This window comes from Nocardia brasiliensis (assembly GCF_042691675.1).
GTDB classification, from domain to species: Bacteria; Actinomycetota; Actinomycetes; order Mycobacteriales; family Mycobacteriaceae; genus Nocardia; species Nocardia brasiliensis_D.
The window spans coordinates 2,714,817-2,732,567 of sequence record NZ_CP170507.1; the positions used below are offsets into that span (position 1 = coordinate 2,714,817).

A 17,751-nucleotide genomic window follows, 5' to 3' on the forward strand; every position below is an offset into this window, starting at 1 on the left:
TCAGAATCTACCGCCGCGGCGACCGCGTCGAGTGGCCTGGCGGTTACATCCAGGTGAGCGTGATGCCCTGGGTGGCCAGCCAGTCCTCCACGCAGTGGTCGTTGGCGGCGAGTCCGTCCAGTGCGGCCGTCGCGCAGTCGAAGGCCCGATGCGCCTGCGCTGTGTCCACCAATCCGGCCGCGTGGGCGGCCAGCAGGTCGTCGACGCCGCGCAGTTCGACGGTGTGGCCGCGGTGCACCTCGATGTCGAGATAGTGGTCGACGGCCTTCCAGAGTTTCGGCTCGAGCTGGGTGAACTCGCCGATATCGAGGTGGAAATCGTGACACACGTGGTGCGCCGGGTTCCGGCGGGTCAGCGACACGCGCAGCGACAGCTCGGGCAGTAGCCAGCACTCGAGGTAGTGGTGGTGCGGAACGGGGACGACCCGCGCCATGTACACGCCCCACGGTTCCTGGTGGTAGCGCTCGACCTGGCGGACGAACCCCTTGTTGTCGGTGCTGGTGAGTTCCGCGAGGTTGAAGAATTCGACCTCGGGCCGGTGCGGCGGGTGGCCGGGCGGTAATTCGGTGGTCGGTGGGGCGGCGGGTTCGGAGTGCATCAGCCGGGGTACCGCGGCGCGGAGATGCCTGGCGACGTTTCCGGCGAAGCCGGTGGTTGGCACGGTTTTGAGCAATGGAATCAGACCTCTCATGGCTCTTGGTCCTTCGCCACATCCGAACTTGTTGTCCGAACAACCAAATCAGAGTACACCTGGCAAAAGGCGTGTGGGGGGAATGACGCGACATCATTTCCGACACGAATTGTGTTGCCGCAAAGGACATTTCGGACACGAAGGGGTTGGTAAATGTGAAACGGTATCGGTGCGGCTACGGGGCGGCTATCGCCGTCACGGACCAGCCGGGGTAACCGCCACTGCTTGCGACGGACGGGCTCACGATCGGTCGCGCCGCGGCTCGCCGACGCCAGGAGCTACCTCGGCTGCCGGACGACCCGAGAAATCTGTCGGTGGCTGGGCTTAGGCTGGTGAGCATGGCATTCGCAACCGAGATTCCGACGGAGGGTTACGCGGAGAGGGCCGCGGGCGAGACCCCGCTGGCGCACTCCGAGCACCGTCCCGTGGGTGCGATCGAGCGCACCGAGGGGCGCTTCCAGGTGGTCAGCGAGCACGTGCCCGCCGGTGACCAGCCCGCCGCCATCGAGGAGTTGGAACGGCGGATCCGGGCAGGGGAGCGCGACGTGGTGCTGCTCGGCGCCACCGGCACCGGTAAATCGGCGACCACCGCGTGGCTCATCGAGCGACTACAGCGCCCCACGCTGGTGATGGCCCCGAACAAGACGCTGGCCGCCCAGCTGGCCAACGAGCTGCGCGAGATGCTGCCGAACAACGCCGTCGAGTACTTCGTCTCGTACTACGACTACTACCAACCCGAGGCGTACATCGCGCAGACCGACACCTATATCGAGAAGGACAGCTCGATCAACGACGACGTCGAGCGGCTGCGGCACTCGGCCACGTCGAGCCTGCTCTCCCGGCGCGACGTGGTGGTGGTCGCGTCGGTGTCGTGCATCTACGGCCTCGGCACCCCGCAGTCCTACCTCGATCGCTCGGTACAGCTCGAGGTGGGTACCGAGGTGGACCGCGACGCGCTGCTGCGGCTGCTGGTCGACGTGCAGTACACCCGCAACGACATGGCCTTCACCCGTGGTTCGTTCCGGGTGCGTGGGGACACCGTCGAGATCATCCCGTCCTACGAGGAACTCGCCGTCCGCATCGAGTTCTTCGGCGACGAGATCGAGGCGCTGTACTACCTGCACCCGCTCACCGGCGATGTGGTCCGTCAGGTCGACATGCTGCGCATCTTCCCGGCCACCCACTACGTAGCGGGCCCGGACCGGATGGAACGCGCGGTGCGCGACATCGAGGCCGAGCTGGAGCAGCGGCTGGCCGAGTTGGAGAAGCAGGGCAAACTGCTCGAAGCTCAGCGCCTGCGCATGCGCACCCAGTACGACCTGGAGATGATCCGGCAGGTCGGGTTCTGCTCCGGCATCGAGAACTACTCGCGCCACATCGACGGCCGCCCGGCCGGGTCGGCGCCCGCCACCCTGCTCGACTATTTCCCGGACGACTTCCTGCTGGTCATCGACGAGTCGCACGTGACGGTCCCGCAGATCGGCGGCATGTACGAGGGCGACATGTCGCGCAAGCGCAACCTGGTCGAATTCGGGTTCCGGCTGCCGTCCGCGGTGGACAACCGGCCGCTCACCTGGGAGGAGTTCGCCGACCGGATCGGCCAGGCGGTGTACCTGTCGGCCACCCCCGGTCCGTACGAACTGGGCCAGGTCGGCGGCGAGGTCGTCGAGCAGGTCATTCGCCCGACCGGACTGGTCGACCCGAAGGTCGTGGTCAAGCCGACCAAGGGCCAGATCGACGATCTGGTGCACGAGATCCGGCTGCGCAGCGAAAAGGACGAGCGCGTCCTGGTCACCACGCTGACCAAGAAGATGGCCGAAGATCTCACCGATTACCTGCTCGGCCTCGGTGTGCGGGTGCGCTACCTGCATTCGGAGATCGACACGCTGCGCCGGGTGGAACTGCTGCGGCAGTTGCGCCTCGGCGAATACGACGTGCTCGTCGGCATCAACCTGTTGCGCGAGGGCCTGGACCTGCCCGAGGTATCGCTGGTCGCGATCCTCGACGCGGACAAGGAAGGCTTCCTGCGCAGCAGCACCAGCCTGATCCAGACCATCGGCCGCGCGGCGCGCAATGTGTCCGGCGAGGTGCACATGTACGCCGACAAGATCACTGATTCGATGAAGCACGCCATCGAGGAGACCGATCGCCGCCGGGCCAAGCAGGTCGCCTACAACAAAGAGATGGGCATCGACCCGACACCGTTGCGGAAGAAGATCGCCGACATCCTCGACCAGGTGTATCGGGAGGCCGACGAGACCGAGGTGGAGGTCGGTGGTTCCGGTCGCAACGCCAGCCGCGGCCGTCGCGCCCAGGGTGAACCCGGCCGCGCCGTCAGCGCCGGCGTCTACGAGGGCCGCGACATCAAGTCGATGCCGCGCGCCGAACTCGCCGACCTGGTCAAGGAACTCACCGCGCAGATGATGAACGCGGCCCGCGAACTGCAATTCGAGCTCGCCGGCCGGTTGCGCGATGAGATCGCCGATCTCAAGAAGGAACTGCGCGGCATGGACGCCGCCGGGTTGAGTTGACCGGCGGCGCCCATCGCGCGGGGGCGTCAGCCCTGGGTGGCCATCCATTCATCGACGCGGCGCTTCGCTTCCTCGGGAGCGACGTCCTCGACCTTGGTGATAACGGCCCAGCGGTGACCGAACGGATCGATCACCACGCCGTAACGGTCACCGGTGACGAAGGTTTGGGGTTCTTCGGCACTGCGGGCGCCGTGTGCGATGGCGCGCTCGATGACCGCGTCGACGTCGGGGCAGTAGTGCACGATCGAGGTGTGCACCCACTCGCCGTTCGGGGCGAGCACATTGTTGTCCGGGATGGGCATGCCCAGCTGCAACATGGAATCACCGATCTTCAGTTCGGCGTGCGCGGGCTGCCCGTCGGGCAGGTCGTTGCGGGTGACCACCTCCGCACCGAACACGGCGGTGTAGAAATCGATGGCCTTGTTGCCGTCGCCGACCGCGAGGAAACAGGTGATGGAGTGGTAGCCGTCGGCAATGGGGTTCACGGTGTTCGTCATGACATCAATCCTGGTCGGCGGCCTCGCCGCGGTCTTGTAAGAAAGCGACACGGACAGCGAAACCATGCCCGGCAGCGCTGATTCGGACCCGCGGCCGCCCCGCAATCCGGTGACCCCCGCCGACACCACCGGCATCCTGCACCCGGACGAGCAAGCCAAATATCGGACGCTGGCGCGGCTACCCGCCGAGCCGCCGGTGGACCGATTCGTCGAGTGGTACTGGTCGGTGCGCTGGGATCTGCGCGGACGGCCGCCGTATCAGGCGGAGGTGCTGCCGTATCCGAGCGTGAACGTCACCTTCGAGCGATCGGCAAGCCGCACAGGCAGTTTCGTCAACGGCGTGTGCACGACCAAGTTCGTCCGTGAACTCAGCGGGGCGGGTGAGGTGTTCGGCGTGCGTTTCCGGGCGGGCGGCTTCGGCGCGTTCACCGGACTCGACGTCGGCGCGTTCCGGGACACCACCGTCGAGTTGACCGAGGTCATGCCCGAGGCGGTCGGGCTGGTCGACCGCGTCCTCGACGTCCCCACCGACCACCAGCGCCGTGCCGTCCTCGACGACTTCCTCGCGGCCCGCGCCTTCCCCGACGATCCGACCTACCGGCTGGTGCTGCGCATCGTCGACGCCATGGCCACGGACCAGGAGCTGACCAGGGTCGATCAGCTCACCGAGCGATTCGACCTGCCGATCCGCACCCTGCAACGGATGTTCCGGCGTTACGTCGGTGCGGGACCGAAATGGGTACTGCGCCGATATCGCCTGCAGGACGGCGCCGAACTGCTCGCCCGCGGCCGTACCGAAGACCTGGCCGCATTGGCCGCGGAGCTGGGATACTTCGATCAGGCGCACTTCTCGCGGGAGTTCACCGCGGAAGTCGGAATGGCTCCACTGGAATACGCCAAGAATTCGCTACGCTCGCGCAACGAGGTCACGGCAAAGGTCACGCCGACCAGGGCATAGTTGCTGGGCCGACCGTATTCGACCATTCGGCCACGGGACCCGGGAATAACTTCCGAGCCACTTAGTTGAATGTTGCACTACCTGACTCAGCCGAACAAGGAGCTGGATATGGATGTCGTGGTGTTGATCGGACGGGTGTTGTTCTCGGTGCTGTTCCTGAGCTCCGCGCTCGGGCACGTCACGCAGACCGAAGCTATGGCGGGCTACGCGCAGAGCAAAGGAGTTCCGATGGCGAAGCTGTCGGTGCTCGGCTCGGGTGCGTTGTTCGGCCTGGGCGGGTTGAGCGTGCTGCTCGGCGTGTGGGCCGACCTCGGGTCGCTGCTGCTCGCGGTGCTGCTGGTGGTGACCGCGCTGCTGATGCACACGTTCTGGAAGGAGACGGATCCGCAGGCCAAACAGGGCGAAATGATCCACTTCAACAAGAATGTGGCCCTCGCCGGTGCCGCGTTGATGCTGTTTGCCTTCTTCGCGCATGTCGACGACCTCGGATTGACCATCACCGGACCGCTTTTCGACCTCTGACCCCGCGTGCCGCGCTAATATTGCGCGTCCTTTTTACTGCAGGGAGAGGAAGGCATGGACATCATCGGCGCGATTCTGGGCTTATTCTGGGCGAACTACCAACCGTGGCCGTAATGGCACGGTAGTCCCAGGCTCACCTCGGCCCGTCCGGTGCGCGATTTGCCCGCCGAGACGGGCCGCTGGCTGTTCGATCGCCGCTGGTGTGTGACGAATATCCCACGGGGACAAGACCGTTCGCTGTAGTTGTGCTCTATCACAGATTGGCGGCGCGGCAATTGTGTCTGCCCTGGTTGCTCAGGCCCTTGTGGCATTTCCTGGCGAACGTGTGGCGGCAATGCCGGGACACCCCAGATGTGATGTGTTGCGATTTCTGATATTTCCGCTCAGTTTGCCGCTAGGGTCGAACCGAGTCGCTGCGCCGGTGCCGTGTTCCTGGGTTCGCACCGTGCGTAGGCACCCTGACACCGCACAGTTGGAGGACAGAATGACCGCCTACCGGACCATTGTTGTCGGTACCGATGGCTCGGACTCGTCGTACGTCGCCGTCGAGAAGGCCGCCGCTCTGGCTGGAGTGTCCGCCGCGACCCTGGTCATCGCGTGTGCTTACTACCCGACCGACGATCGCGACGTGGCCGCCGCCGCCGATGTACTCAAGGAAGAGGCCTACCAGGTGCGCGGGTCCGCCCCCACCAACGAGATCCTGCGCACCGCGCGGGACAAGGCCGCCGCCGCGGGCGCGGTGGACATCGTCGAGCGCGCCGTGGTCGGCGAGCCCGTCGAGTCGCTGCTCACGCTGACCAAGGAAGTCGACGCCGACCTGCTCGTGGTCGGTAACCGCGGACTGAACACGCTGACCGGCCGCCTGCTCGGCTCCGTGCCGTCGGACGTCGCGCGCAAGTCGCGCTCGGACGTCCTGATCGTCCACACCGTCCGCTAGCCGAGTTTCCGACGAACTCCGCAATGCGCCGCATGGTGGCGCATTGCGGAGTTTCGCGTTTCCGCGACCGCGTCAACCGTTTCCGCGACCGCGTCAACCGTTTCCGCGACCGCGTCAACGCAGCGCGCGCAGCACCTCCGGCAGTTCACCGCTGTGCACCACACCGAGCCGTTGCGTCGCGCGGGTGAGCGCCACGTACAGGTCGTTGAGGCCACGCGGTGATTCGGCCAGGATGCCTTGCGGCTCTACCAGATACACCGCGTCGAACTCGAGGCCCTTCACGTCGTGCACGGTCAGCACCCGCACCGATTCACCGGCCAGGTCGACCAACTCCTCGACCAGCGCGTGCGGCGCGATCACCGCGGTAGTGCCGGGCCCGGTCTCCGCGGCGACCAGTCGCGCGACCTCGTCGTGCACCTGGTCCGCGGCGACCCGGTAGCCGCGCGGCGGGTTCCCGCTGTCGCGGACCGAGCGCGGCGCGGCCGCCGACGGGTCGATCGCGGCCAGCACGTCCGCCGCGACGTCCATGATCTCGGCCGGGGTCCGGTAGTTCACCGTCAACTCGGTGAGCTTCCAGCGTTTGGCCACATACGGTTCCAGCATTCGCTGCCACGACGAGGCGCCCGCCGGATCGCCGGTCTGCGCCACATCGCCGACCACGGTGATCCAGCGGTTCGGGATCCGCCGCATCACCATCCGCCAAGCCATCTCCGACAGCTCCTGCGCCTCGTCCACGATCACGTGCCCGTAGGTCCAGGTGCGGTCGCCCGCGGCGCGCTCGGCGGTGGTCTGCCTGGTGCGCACATCCTGGCGTTCGGCGAGCTGGCTCGCGTCGATCAGGTCGTAGGCCATCAGGATCTCCGGATCCATCTCGTCTTCGAGATCCTGTGGCGCCGAACCGGTCAGGATGTCCAGCGCGTCCTGCGCCTCGGCCAGCTGGGCCCGCCAGCGGCGCTTGGCGCGTTCACGTTCCTCGGTGTCGTCCACGCCGAGCAGCTCGGCGAGCTCGTCGAGCAGCGGGGCGTCCGCGGCGCTGAATTCGCCGTTGTCCGGTCGTACCAGCTCGGCTCGATCATCCGGATCGAGCGCGGACGCGGCTCGCTCCAGCCGCTTCGGGTCGGCCAGTAGATCGGCCAGTACGTCCTGTGGGGACAGCAGCGGCCACAGCTTGCCGATGGCCTGCTGGATCGCCTGGTCGGCCCGCATCTCGTCGCGGATCTCGGCCAGGTCGGTGCGGCTGAGCAAGCTGGTGCCACCGGACAGGTCGGCACCCATGGTCTCGGCGAGCTGGTCGGTGAGCGCGTCGATCACCGCGCTCGCGAAGATCGGCCGGGCCAGGTTGTGCGGGCGGCGCGAGGAGCGGGCCCGGCCGCGCGCCCTGGTGGCGATCTTGCGGTCCAGCGTCACCGGGTAGCCGTCGAAACTGAGCCGGATCGGTTCGGCGGGCACCTCCTGCCGGTCGCGCACCGCCTGCTTGAGCACGTCGAGGATGGCGAGTGACCCCTTGATCTCGCCCGCCCGCAACGAATCCTCCCGGGTCGCTTTCACTCCCGGGTACAGGTCACCGATGGTGGACAGCAGTACGCCGGTCTCACCGAGCGAGGGGAGCACCTGGCCGATGTAGTCCAGGAAGGTGGCGTTCGGCCCGATGATCAGCACGCCGCTCTTGGCCAGCTGCTGGCGGTAGGTATAGAGCAGATAGGCGGCCCGGTGCAGCGCGACGGCCGTCTTGCCGGTACCCGGCCCGCCCTGTACCACCAGGACGCTCTTGTGCTCGGAGCGGATGATCGCGTCCTGCTCGTGCTGGATGGTCTCGACGATGTCGTTCATGTGCCCGGTGCGGGCGGCGTTCAGCGCGGCGAGCAGCGCGCTCTCGCTGCCGACACCGCCGTCGTCGTCGGTCACCCCGGCCCGTCGCGCGGCGTCCAGATCGAGATATTCGTCGTTGAGCGCGGTGACCTTGCGGTTGCGCGAGCGGATGTGCCTGCGCCGGGTCACCCCGTCCGGCGCCGCGGTGGTGGCCAGGTAGAACGGCCGGGCCAGGGGAGCGCGCCAGTCGAGTAGCAGCGTCTCGTAATCGTCTTTTTCGTCGAGGATGCCGAGCCGGCCGATGTAGCGATATTCGTCGTCCAGGTCGATCCGGCCGAAACACAGACCGTGTTCTGCCGCATCGTATTTGGCGAGGTCCTCGGTGTAGAGCTGGCTGAACGATTCGCGTTCGCTGCGCGCCTGCGGGGTACCGCCGGATTCGAGCAGCACGGTTTTCAACCGGTTCCGTGCGTATTCGCGCATTTCGTCGAGTCGTTCGTACAGTCCCGACAGGTACGCCTGCTCCTGCTCGGTCTCGCGGGTCAGCTCCGGCGCGCCCTCCTGCGAGGCACGATCCTGAGTGAGGTCGGGCAAACTGAACTCCTTGTCACCGCGATGAGCCGAGCGCACGGTACCCGCGAACGGCAAGGCGCACGCGAACGCTCGGAAAACAGAGTTGTCGAGTCTACTGCGATTGCGGCGGGCTCGCCGTATTCGCTGGTGAACAACACATCGTTGCACCGCTGGTATTCCGGCGAGCCCATGAAATCAGGAAGCGTGCGTGTTGTTGGGCCTGCGGCTATTGCTCACCGCGCCCTCGCGGTGTCCGGACGGCTTGGCCCGGTACATCGCCAGGTCAGCGTCGTGCAGCACGGCTTCGGGGGTGCGGCGGTCGCCGACCGCGAGCGGCGTCACGCCGATCGAGGCGTTCACCTCGATCCGGTGCCCGCGCGCGATGATCGGCTCCGCCATGGTCGAGCGCAGCCGCGCCACCAGCGCGTCGATGTCCACCCGCCGAGTGCGCCCGGACAACAGCACCAGGAATTCGTCGCCGCCCAGCCGGCCGACGATATCGTCGCCACGCAGCGCCCGCTGCAACCGTTGCGCGACGATCTGCAACACCGTGTCGCCGATCGCGTGCCCGAGCGTGTCGTTGATCGCCTTGAACCCGTCCAGGTCGATGAACAACACCGTGGACACCGGCAGGTCCTCGCTGGTGGCCAGCGCGCCGGCCAGCTGGGACAGGATCAGCGAGCGATTCGCCAGCCCGGTCAGCGAGTCGTGGGTGGCCTGGTACTCCAATTGCCGCCTGCTGGCGCGGAACTCGGTGATATCGGCGAACGACGAGACCGCGGACGAGCGCGGATCGTCGGGATTGAGCAGGCGGCTGCTGCCGGACAGCCAGCGCCGCTGCCCGTCGGCCCGGTCGACGCCGAAGACGTAACCGGTGATCGTCTCGCCGGTGGCCAGCGTGCGGGCGATGGGGTGGCGGGTCGGCGGCAGCGGCTGCGCGTTCGCGTCCAGCAGGGTCAGCGGCAGGGCCTGGATCACCTCGCCGAGCAGTTCGTCGTCGGAGTCCTCGGTGCCGAAGATGCGTTTGGCCGCCGGGTTGATCGATTCGATCCGGCCCTCCGGATCGATGACAACCACGCCTTCCTCCAATTGCGAGACGACCGTGGTGAAGTGTTGTTCGGCCAACTGCTGCGCGGCCTCGGCGTGGCGCTGGGCGGTGAGGTCGTGGATGACCACCTGGTAGGCGAGGTGGTCGTGCCAGGCGGTGAGCACCGACACGGTCTCCACGGGCACCGTCACCCCGTCCACCCGGACCAGCGTCATCTCGGTGGGGTCGGAGGCGGCGCCTTTGGTGGTGAGGTGACTGATCCGCTCCAGCATGCCGGGGATGGAGCCGGGGTGGACGAACTCGGTGAGCGGCTTGCCGATGATGTCGTCGGCGCTGTCGGCGGCCAGCAAACGTACGGTAGCCGGGTTGACGTAGACGACCATCCCGCGCTCGTGCACGCAGATGCCGTCGGGCGTGTGCTCGACGAGAGAACGGTAGCGCTCGGCTAGCTGCTCGGCGGCGTCGACCGCGGCGGCTACCTTGTCCTCACCCACTCGAACCCCCGATCGTCGACCCGATTATGGCCATTGGAACATGGGATTATTCTGGTATCGACGTGTAGAAGATCACAGCGTCGACGCTATTGCTTCGATCACAGTTCGGGCACTTAATCGGGCTCTGTCCGGTGATCATTACAGAACCGGTTCTCTGCGAAATATCTGGCCGATCGCTGATCGGCCGGGGAATCGGCGAAGGAGCGATGCTATGCCGGGCGCGAACCCGAACAACCGACCACAGCATCAAGATCATATGACGTTCGCCGGAATCGGTGCCGTCACGGCCTACGGCTGGGGTCGTGAGGCGCTGTGGCACGGCCTGCTGAGCGGGAAGTCGGCCGCGTCGGTGCAGTCCGGGTACGGACCGGGTCGCGACGAGGATGCCTGGGTGTCGCTGGTCCCCGACGGTGGCGACCACACGGTCAGCACGAGCCGGTACGGACGAGCCATCCACGAGTCGGCGCGGGAGGCGATCGCCGACGCGCTGGCACGCGGCTGGCAACCGGGCCGGACGGTCGGTCTGTTGCACGCGATCGTGCTCGGCGACGTGGTCAACTGGCGCGACTTCTACCTCGTCGACCACGGACACCGGCGGTCCCGCGACTATATGCGGTTGATCCCGTCCACCCCGCTCTCGGTGCTCATGCAGGAATACGGCTTCCACGGTCCCGCCATGAACGTCTCCGCGGCGTGCAGCTCGGCCAACGTCGCGCTGATCACCGCGCAACTCTGGCTGGACGCGGGCATCGCCGACGACGTCGTGTGCATCGCCACCGACATGTCCGCCACCCCCGACATGGTCGAGCACTTCGTCGGGCTCGGCGCGGCGGTCACCGATACCGAACCGCTCGACGGATGCCGCCCGTTCCAGGAGGGCAGCCGCGGTTTCAGCTTCGGCGAGGCGTCGGTGGCGTTCGTGCTGAGCCGGACGGCGCGGCGGCCGTATGCCGCGCTGCTCGGCGGCGGCATGAGCAACGACGCCTACCACGTGGTGTCCGTCGATCCCACGCACGAGCAGATCTTCGAGTGCACCCGACGCGCCCTCGACAACGCCGGGGTGACCGCCGCGGACGTGCGCTACTTCAACGCCCACGGCACCGGCACCCGGCAATGCGACGAGGCGGAGCGGGATCTGCTGACCAACCTGTTCGGCGACCAGCCGCACGTCTACGCGCTCAAACCGCTCGCGGGCCACTGCCAGGGCGCGGCAGCGGGCGTCGAGGTCGCCGCCGCCGCGATGGGCTACGACCAGGGCATCGTGCCCGCCGCGCCGATCGTCGCGCCCGCCTATCCGCGATTACTGGACGGGCCGACGCCGTTCGAGGGCGGTATCACCGCGAAACTGTCGCTGGGCATGGGCGGCAACAACTCTGTGGTGGTGCTCGGCCCCGCCTGAGTCGGCCCCGCCTCGCACCGACCGGCCATTGGAGGACTTTCGGCCCTGTTCGCCACGGCATTGCGATGGTCCTATGGGGTTTTGGCGGTGAATATCGAGGGCAGGGCGTGTCAGATGAAGTCACCGGGTCTGTTGCCGACCTCGTCGCCACAACATTGGCTGACCGCAAACGATCTCGATCTGGCGGTGACCACCTTCGGTGCGGTTCCGGACGTGGACGTGACCCGGGCCGTCCGGGCGATCGGCCGGGTGCTGCGCAGGCACCACCTCGACGCGGCAACCAGGGTGCGCGTCACCGCGCCCGACGATGCCGAGGCGGCCACCGTGGTGCAGGCCAACGTGCGCTGGCGCGGCGTCGCCACCCGGGTGCAGGTGCCCGGGCCCGGCGGGTTCGCCGTCACCTTCGCCGCCGAGCGGCTGGACCGGCAGCTGGCCAGGCTCGCCACCACCCAGCCCCGGGCTTGGCCCGATCCCGCGCGGCCACCGCTCGCCCGGGTCACCGAGCCCCGCCCGATCGTGCGACGCAAGCAGTGCGCGCTGCGCACCGGCACCCCCGCCGAGGCGACGGCGGTGCTGGACGCGATGGATTACGACGCCTACCTGTTCATCGACCGCGCATCCGGCACCGAGGCCGTAGTGCACTGGGGTGATCCGCTCGGCGTCCGGCTCGCCCGCCAGGATGCGGCGGTGCGCGGCCCGTCGACGGTCGATTCGCTGCCGCTCACGGTGGACACCGAGCCCGCGTCGGGCCTGGACGAGGACCGCGCCGCGCACATCCTGTGCCATCACGGCCTGCCGTTCCTGTTCTTCACCGACCAGGCCCGCGGTCGCGGCCGCCTGCTGTACCGCCGCTACGACGGCGATCTCACGCTGGTCGAACCGGCGCACTAGGCGGACTAGCTCAGCGGCGCCGACCAGTGCACCCGCGTCCCACCGGTCGCACCGCGTTCGATGCTGCACCGGCCGTCCGACTCGCCCGCTCGCTGCGCGAGATTGGCCAGGCCGCTGGGGTTTACGTCGGCGGGCACGCCCGAACCATTGTCCTGCACCAGGATGGTCAACTCGTCGGCGACGGTGATCTCGATCGTCACCGAGTTACCGCCGGAATGCCGCACCGCATTGCTGACCGATTCGCGGACAACGGCTTCCGCGTGATCGGCCAGCGCGGGACCGACCACCGACAGCGGCCCGTCGACGCGTAGCCGCGCTCGGATCGCGGTTTCGGCGGTCTGCTGCCGGATCGCATCTTCCAGCCGTCGTCGCAGCGAGGTGCCCGAGCCGCCGTGCAGATCGGAGATCGTCGTCCTGATCTCGTGCACGATCTCCTGCAGTCGATCGATCTCGTCCGAAAGGCGTTGCCGGACTTGCGGATCATCGACGCGCGCGGCCATGCCCTGCAAGCCCAGACCGACGGCGAAGACGCGTTGGATCACGTGGTCGTGCAGGTCCCGCGCGATCCGATCGCGGTCGGCGAGCACATCGAGTTCGCGGGTCCTGCGCTGCGCGTCGGCGAGCTGCATGGCCAGCGCGGCCTGATCGGTGAACGCCGCGGTGAGCGCGACGAGTTCAGCGGAGTACGGCGCGGCCGCGGGAGCGCGCACGACGATGAGCACGCCGAGCACCACGCCCGCCGTCTGCAGCGGCAGGATCAGCGCGGGACCGGCCGCACCGAGCGTGGCGCCGAGGTCGATGTCACCCGCGTCGGCCAGGTTTACCGTCGCGCGCTCCGCGAAGGCCTTGCCCGCGGCGGTGCCGGTGAGCCGCACGGTGTGCCCGTCCACCGGTGCGGCCGCCCGCGACCAGTGCGCCACAGCGAGTTCGGTGGCCTCCTCGGGCGGGATACCAGGTTCGACCACCGCGAGGATCGCCTGCGCCGACTCGGTCAGCACCCGCGCGTTCTCGACCACCTGCGCGAGCACCCGATGCGGTTCGGTGCCGGCCAGGAACTCGGTGGCGATGTCCCTGGTCGCCTCGATCCACGCCTGCCGAGTCCGGGCCCATTCGTGCAGCCTGGCGTTCTCGACGGCGATGCGGGCGGCGAAGTCCACCACGATGCGCAACGTGTCGAGCACGGCGTGCGGGACGGCGGCCGGCATCCGGTTCAGCGCTCGCCGAGCTTGCTGGCCAGCACCGCGGCCTGGGTGCGCCGCTCCATACCGAGCTTGGCAAGCAACCTCGACACGTAGTTCTTCACCGTCTTCTCGGCCAGGAACATTCGGGCCGCTATCTGCCGATTGGTGAGTCCCTCGCCGAGCAGGGCGAGCAGTCTGCGTTCCTGTTCGGTGAGTCCGGCCAGCGGGCCGTCGTCGTCGGGAGTGCTGTCGCGCAGCCGCGCCCGCAACGCGGCGGCGGCCCGGTTGTCCAGGAGGGAGCGGCCCGCGCCGACCGCCTTGATCGCGGCGGCCAGCTCCATGCCCTTGATGTTTTTCACGACATAACCGCTGGCACCAGCCAGAATCGCGTCGAGCATCGCCTGCTCGTCGGTGTAGGAGGTGAGGATCAGGCAGCGCAGTCCGTCGACCTCGGCGAGCAGGTCGCGGCACAACTCGATGCCGTTGCCGTCGGGCAGCCGGACATCGAGCACCGCGACATCGGGACGCAGCACCGGAATCCGGGCCATCGCCTGCGCCACGTCACCGGCCTCGCCGATCACCGTCAGCTCGGGATCGCCCTCCAGCAAATCGATCAGACCGCGCCGGACGATTTCGTGGTCGTCGACGAGAAATACCTCGAGCACGGCCGCCTCCCTGTCTTCGTTTGTCCGGTCGAAAGTAGCTCCCGCGAATCCCACGAGTAGACAACGAGGTTCCGGGTAAGCTTGCAATGAAGTCAACCAGAGGGGGCCTGGGCATCGGAGCCATAAGGCTCACGTATGTGTGGGAACTCGAGCGATGACATATTCAGCGACATTAGATTTCAGCACGATCTTCGGACCGCCGCGTGCGTGTCCCGGATGCGGATCGAGCGCCGTCAGTACTTTCGAAGAACTTCCGGATGTCCTTTTGCGTTGCGCGGGCTGCGGAGCGCACTGGGGTTCCGCCGAGAAAGGGCGGGGCGTCGAAGAACGCAGGCTGCCATGAGAATCGGACAGATAGTTCCGCCATGGGTACCGGTCCCACCGCCGGCCTACGGGGGCACGGAAGCCGTTGTCGGCAATTTGGCGGTCGGTCTCGACATGCTCGGCCACGACGTGCATCTGTTCACGGTGGGTGAATCCACCTGCCCGGTGCGGCGATACTCCTTGTACGAGCATCCGACCGCGCAGATCGGGATCGGCGAGGCCGAGCTGATGCACGTGCTCGCCGCCTACGAGACGCTGGCCGACATGGACATCATCCACGACCACACCTCGCTCGGCCCGTTCGTCGGCGCCATCCAGGACGGGCCACCGGTGGTGGTCACCAACCACGGCCCTTTTTCGGCCATGCGCCAGGAACTGTTCCGTTCGATGGCGCGCCACGCACACATCGTCGCGATTTCCGAGGCGCAGCGGCGGATGGCGGGCAGCGTGCCGATCGCCGAGGTGATCCACCACGGAATCGACCTCAACGCTTACCGATACGGTCCGGGCGGTGGCGGATACGTGGTGTTCGTCGGCCGGATGAACGCCGAGAAGGGTGTGCACCGGGCCGTGCAGATAGCCCGGCTCGCCCGACGCAAGCTGCTCATGATCACCAAGATGCGCGAACCGGAGGAGCGGCGCTACTACACTGAGCGGGTGCGTCCACTGATGGGGCCCGACGATCCCGAACCGCGCGAGGAACCGATGTCGCGCCGGGTGGAACTGGTGCGCCACGCCGACGCGTTGATCAATCCGATCGAGTGGCCGGAACCCTTCGGACTCGTGATGGCGGAGTCGTTGGCCTGCGGCACACCGGTTCTCGCGTTCCCCAACGGTGCGGCCCCGGAAATCGTCGACCACGGCAAGACCGGATTCCTGTGCCGCGACGTCGAAGAGATGGTGGACGCCCTGGAAAAGGTGCACACCATCGATCGACGGGCCTGCCGCACGGCGGCCGAGCAGCGGTTCGGCCGGCTGCGCATGGCGCGCGATCACGAGCGGCTGTATCGCCGCATCCTGGCAGGCGAGCGGGCAACCCGGGCGATGGTGCCCGCGCCGGTGGCGTGACCCGGGCGACCGCGCGGGCGCGCTCGTGACCCATCCGTGGGGCGACGGACCCGATACGGGCACGCCGCGGGCGATCAGCGCCGGCGTCACCCTGGTGGAAGGCTCGACCTTCTGCATCGGTGAAACCGGCGGGCGGATCAGCTCGAATCGCGCGGAGGGCTTGTTCGTTCGCGATACGAGGGTGTTGTCGTACTGGCGGCTGACCGTCGACGGTCTGGAACCGCAGCCACTCACCGTGCGCTACGACGAACCGTATAGCGCGACGTTGCTGGCCCGCACCGCGCCGCGAGCGGGCACCGCCGACAGCACCGCGCTGGTAATGATCAGTCGCCATGTCGGCGACGGCATGCGCGAGGACCTGGTCGTGCGCAACCTGTCCGGTCAACCGCTGGACTGTGCGATCGTGCTGGAAGTGGACGCCGACTTCGCCGACCTGTTCGAGGTGAAGGAGGGCCGCACCGGGCGCGACGTGGTCACCGCGGCGCGCGCGATGAACGGCGCCGTCCAGATCAGCCGTCCCGAACTGGCCATGTCGGTGACCGTCATCGGTAGCGGAGCCGCCACCACCGACCGCGAATTGCGCTGGGAGGTAAGCCTTCCCGGGCGCGGCGAATGGTCCGCGTGCATCGAGTACCTGCCCGCGCTCGGCACCGACGCCGTGCCACCGCGCTATCCGTGCGGCACTCCGGTGAACCGCAGCGCCCCCGCGCAACGGCTGCGTGAGTGGTACGCGAACTCGCCGACCGTGCACACCGAGGACAAGACCCTCGCCTCGGTGCTGCAACGGACCCTCACCGATCTCGGTGCGCTGCGCATCTTCGACCCCAACCACCCGGAGCGCTCGGTGGTGGCCGCGGGCGCGCCGTGGTTCATGGCGCTGTTCGGCCGGGACTCGCTGCTCACCTCGTGGATGGTGCTGCCGCTGGACCGCAGGCTCGCCGTCGGCACGCTGCAGAGCCTCGCCGACCTCCAGGGCGCCGAGGTGCGGACGGCGACCGAAGAGCAGCCGGGCCGGATCCCGCACGAGGTGCGATTCGGGCGGGCGGCCACATTGCTGCTCGGCGGTGGTACCGCCTATTACGGAACCGCCGACGCCACTCCGCTTTTCGTGATGCTGCTCGGCGAACTGCACCGCTGGGGACTGGACACGCGGATCCGCGACGACCTGCTGCCGCACGCGGATCGTGCGCTGGAGTGGATCGAGCGCTACGGCGACGCCGATGGCGACGGTTTCGTCGAATACCAGTGCGCCGCCGAGCACGGCCTGGCCAACCAGGGCTGGAAGGACTCCTGGGACGGCGTGAACTTCGCCGACGGATCGTTGCCCGCGGCGCCGATCGCCCTGGCCGAGGTGCAGGGCTACGTCTACGCGGCGTATCTGGCCCGCGCCACACTTGCCGCCGGGGTCGGCGATCACCCGACCGCGGAGCGCTGGCGAGCCAAGGCCGCACAGTTGAAAACCGCGTTCAACCAGGCGTTCTGGCTACCGGACCTGGGCTGGTACGCGATCGGCCTGGACCGGGACAAGCGGCCGATCGACGCGCTCACCTCCAATATCGGCCACTGCCTGTGGACCGGGATCATCGACGACGACAAGGCCGCGCGGGTCGCCGACCACCTGCTCTCGCCGGAGATGTTCAGCGGCTGGGGGATTCGCACCCTGGCCACCTCGATGGGCGCCTACAACCCGGTCAGCTATCACAACGGTTCGGTCTGGCCGCACGACAACGCGATCTGTGCCGCGGGCCTGATGCGCTACGGCTTCACCGACCACGCCAATCGCGTCGTCGCGGCGGTGCTCGACGCCTCGACCCGATTCGGCTACCGGTTGCCCGAGCTCTACTGCGGCTTCGATCGCGACGAATTCGACATCCCGGTGCCCTACCCGACCTCCTGTTCCCCGCAGGCGTGGGCCGCTGCCGCGCCATTGCTGTTTCTGCGTACGCTGTTGAGACTGGAACCGAGCGTTCCGGAGGGGGTGCTGTCGGTCGCACCGGTGGTTCCCGCCCGCTATCTGCCGCTTCGAGTCGGTGGGCTGCGCGTGGGCTCGGATGTGCTGACGGTCACCGTCGACGCGGATGGCTGGCAGGTCCGCGGTCTATCCGGTGACCTGCGGAGAACGAACTACTGACCTCGGCAGGTGTCCGCTCGGAAAAACTTGTC

At 67.7% G+C, this 17,751-nt stretch carries 14 protein-coding genes; 8 read left to right on the forward strand and 6 right to left on the reverse strand.

Features of this window, described 5'->3' with window-relative positions; translation table 11 throughout:
- Positions 1-43 precede the first annotated feature (43 nt).
- Entirely contained in the window at positions 44-691 is a 648-nt protein-coding gene (locus ACFK0J_RS12705; protein WP_378739653.1) for a DUF402 domain-containing protein, read from the reverse strand.
- A 338-nt stretch (positions 692-1,029) separates the two neighbouring features.
- Here ACFK0J_RS12705 and uvrB point away from each other — a divergent pair, with 338 nt between their 5' ends.
- A complete protein-coding gene (gene uvrB, locus ACFK0J_RS12710) occupies positions 1,030-3,222 on the forward strand; it encodes an excinuclease ABC subunit UvrB (protein ID WP_378739655.1) in 2,193 nt (730 codons plus the stop codon).
- 26 nt (positions 3,223-3,248) lie between these two features.
- Here uvrB and ACFK0J_RS12715 read toward each other — a convergent pair whose 3' ends face one another.
- Positions 3,249-3,719: a VOC family protein gene (locus tag ACFK0J_RS12715; protein ID WP_378739657.1), complete on the reverse strand. Its 471-nt coding sequence runs from the start codon at positions 3,717-3,719 to the stop codon at positions 3,249-3,251.
- A 64-nt stretch (positions 3,720-3,783) separates the two neighbouring features.
- On the opposite strand from ACFK0J_RS12715, the gene ACFK0J_RS12720 reads away from it, so the two are divergent.
- The 3 genes from ACFK0J_RS12720 to ACFK0J_RS12730 all read left to right on the forward strand — a co-directional run bounded on the left by ACFK0J_RS12720 (position 3,784) and on the right by ACFK0J_RS12730 (position 6,136).
- Entirely contained in the window at positions 3,784-4,677 is an 894-nt protein-coding gene (locus ACFK0J_RS12720; RefSeq protein WP_378739660.1) for a DUF6597 domain-containing transcriptional factor, read from the forward strand.
- Between the two features lie 69 nt (positions 4,678-4,746).
- On the forward strand, positions 4,747-5,199 hold the full coding sequence (locus ACFK0J_RS12725) for a DoxX family protein (protein ID WP_378739663.1): 453 nt from the start codon (positions 4,747-4,749) through the stop codon (positions 5,197-5,199).
- A gap of 484 nt (positions 5,200-5,683) precedes the next feature.
- Complete coding sequence (locus tag ACFK0J_RS12730) at positions 5,684-6,136, forward strand: universal stress protein (protein ID WP_014983412.1); 453 nt, start codon at positions 5,684-5,686, stop codon at positions 6,134-6,136.
- A gap of 114 nt (positions 6,137-6,250) precedes the next feature.
- Here ACFK0J_RS12730 and ACFK0J_RS12735 read toward each other — a convergent pair whose 3' ends face one another.
- The gene (locus ACFK0J_RS12735; protein ID WP_378739666.1) at positions 6,251-8,539 is read right to left on the reverse strand and encodes a HelD family protein; all 2,289 of its coding nucleotides are present in this window, start codon (positions 8,537-8,539) and stop codon (positions 6,251-6,253) included.
- Positions 8,540-8,713: 174 nt separating this feature from the next.
- Positions 8,714-10,060, reverse strand: a complete 1,347-nt coding sequence (locus tag ACFK0J_RS12740; RefSeq protein WP_378739668.1) for a diguanylate cyclase domain-containing protein — start codon at positions 10,058-10,060, stop codon at positions 8,714-8,716.
- Between the two features lie 256 nt (positions 10,061-10,316).
- Between ACFK0J_RS12740 and ACFK0J_RS12745 the strand changes: the two genes are divergently transcribed.
- Positions 10,317-11,459, forward strand: a complete 1,143-nt coding sequence (locus tag ACFK0J_RS12745; protein ID WP_378739671.1) for a beta-ketoacyl synthase N-terminal-like domain-containing protein — start codon at positions 10,317-10,319, stop codon at positions 11,457-11,459.
- 114 nt (positions 11,460-11,573) lie between these two features.
- Complete coding sequence (locus tag ACFK0J_RS12750) at positions 11,574-12,350, forward strand: sigma 54 modulation/S30EA ribosomal C-terminal domain-containing protein (protein ID WP_378739673.1); 777 nt, start codon at positions 11,574-11,576, stop codon at positions 12,348-12,350.
- A 5-nt stretch (positions 12,351-12,355) separates the two neighbouring features.
- Here ACFK0J_RS12750 and ACFK0J_RS12755 read toward each other — a convergent pair whose 3' ends face one another.
- On the reverse strand, positions 12,356-13,555 hold the full coding sequence (locus ACFK0J_RS12755; protein ID WP_378739675.1) for a sensor histidine kinase: 1,200 nt from the start codon (positions 13,553-13,555) through the stop codon (positions 12,356-12,358).
- 5 nt (positions 13,556-13,560) lie between these two features.
- Positions 13,561-14,196: a response regulator transcription factor gene (locus tag ACFK0J_RS12760; protein ID WP_218476121.1), complete on the reverse strand. Its 636-nt coding sequence runs from the start codon at positions 14,194-14,196 to the stop codon at positions 13,561-13,563.
- 339 nt (positions 14,197-14,535) lie between these two features.
- Between ACFK0J_RS12760 and ACFK0J_RS12765 the strand changes: the two genes are divergently transcribed.
- Both ACFK0J_RS12765 and ACFK0J_RS12770 read left to right on the forward strand, forming a co-directional pair.
- A complete protein-coding gene (locus tag ACFK0J_RS12765) occupies positions 14,536-15,588 on the forward strand; it encodes a glycosyltransferase (RefSeq protein ID WP_378739680.1) in 1,053 nt (350 codons plus the stop codon).
- A gap of 25 nt (positions 15,589-15,613) precedes the next feature.
- The gene (locus tag ACFK0J_RS12770) at positions 15,614-17,719 is read left to right on the forward strand and encodes a glycogen debranching N-terminal domain-containing protein (protein ID WP_378739682.1); all 2,106 of its coding nucleotides are present in this window, start codon (positions 15,614-15,616) and stop codon (positions 17,717-17,719) included.
- Positions 17,720-17,751 lie beyond the last annotated feature (32 nt).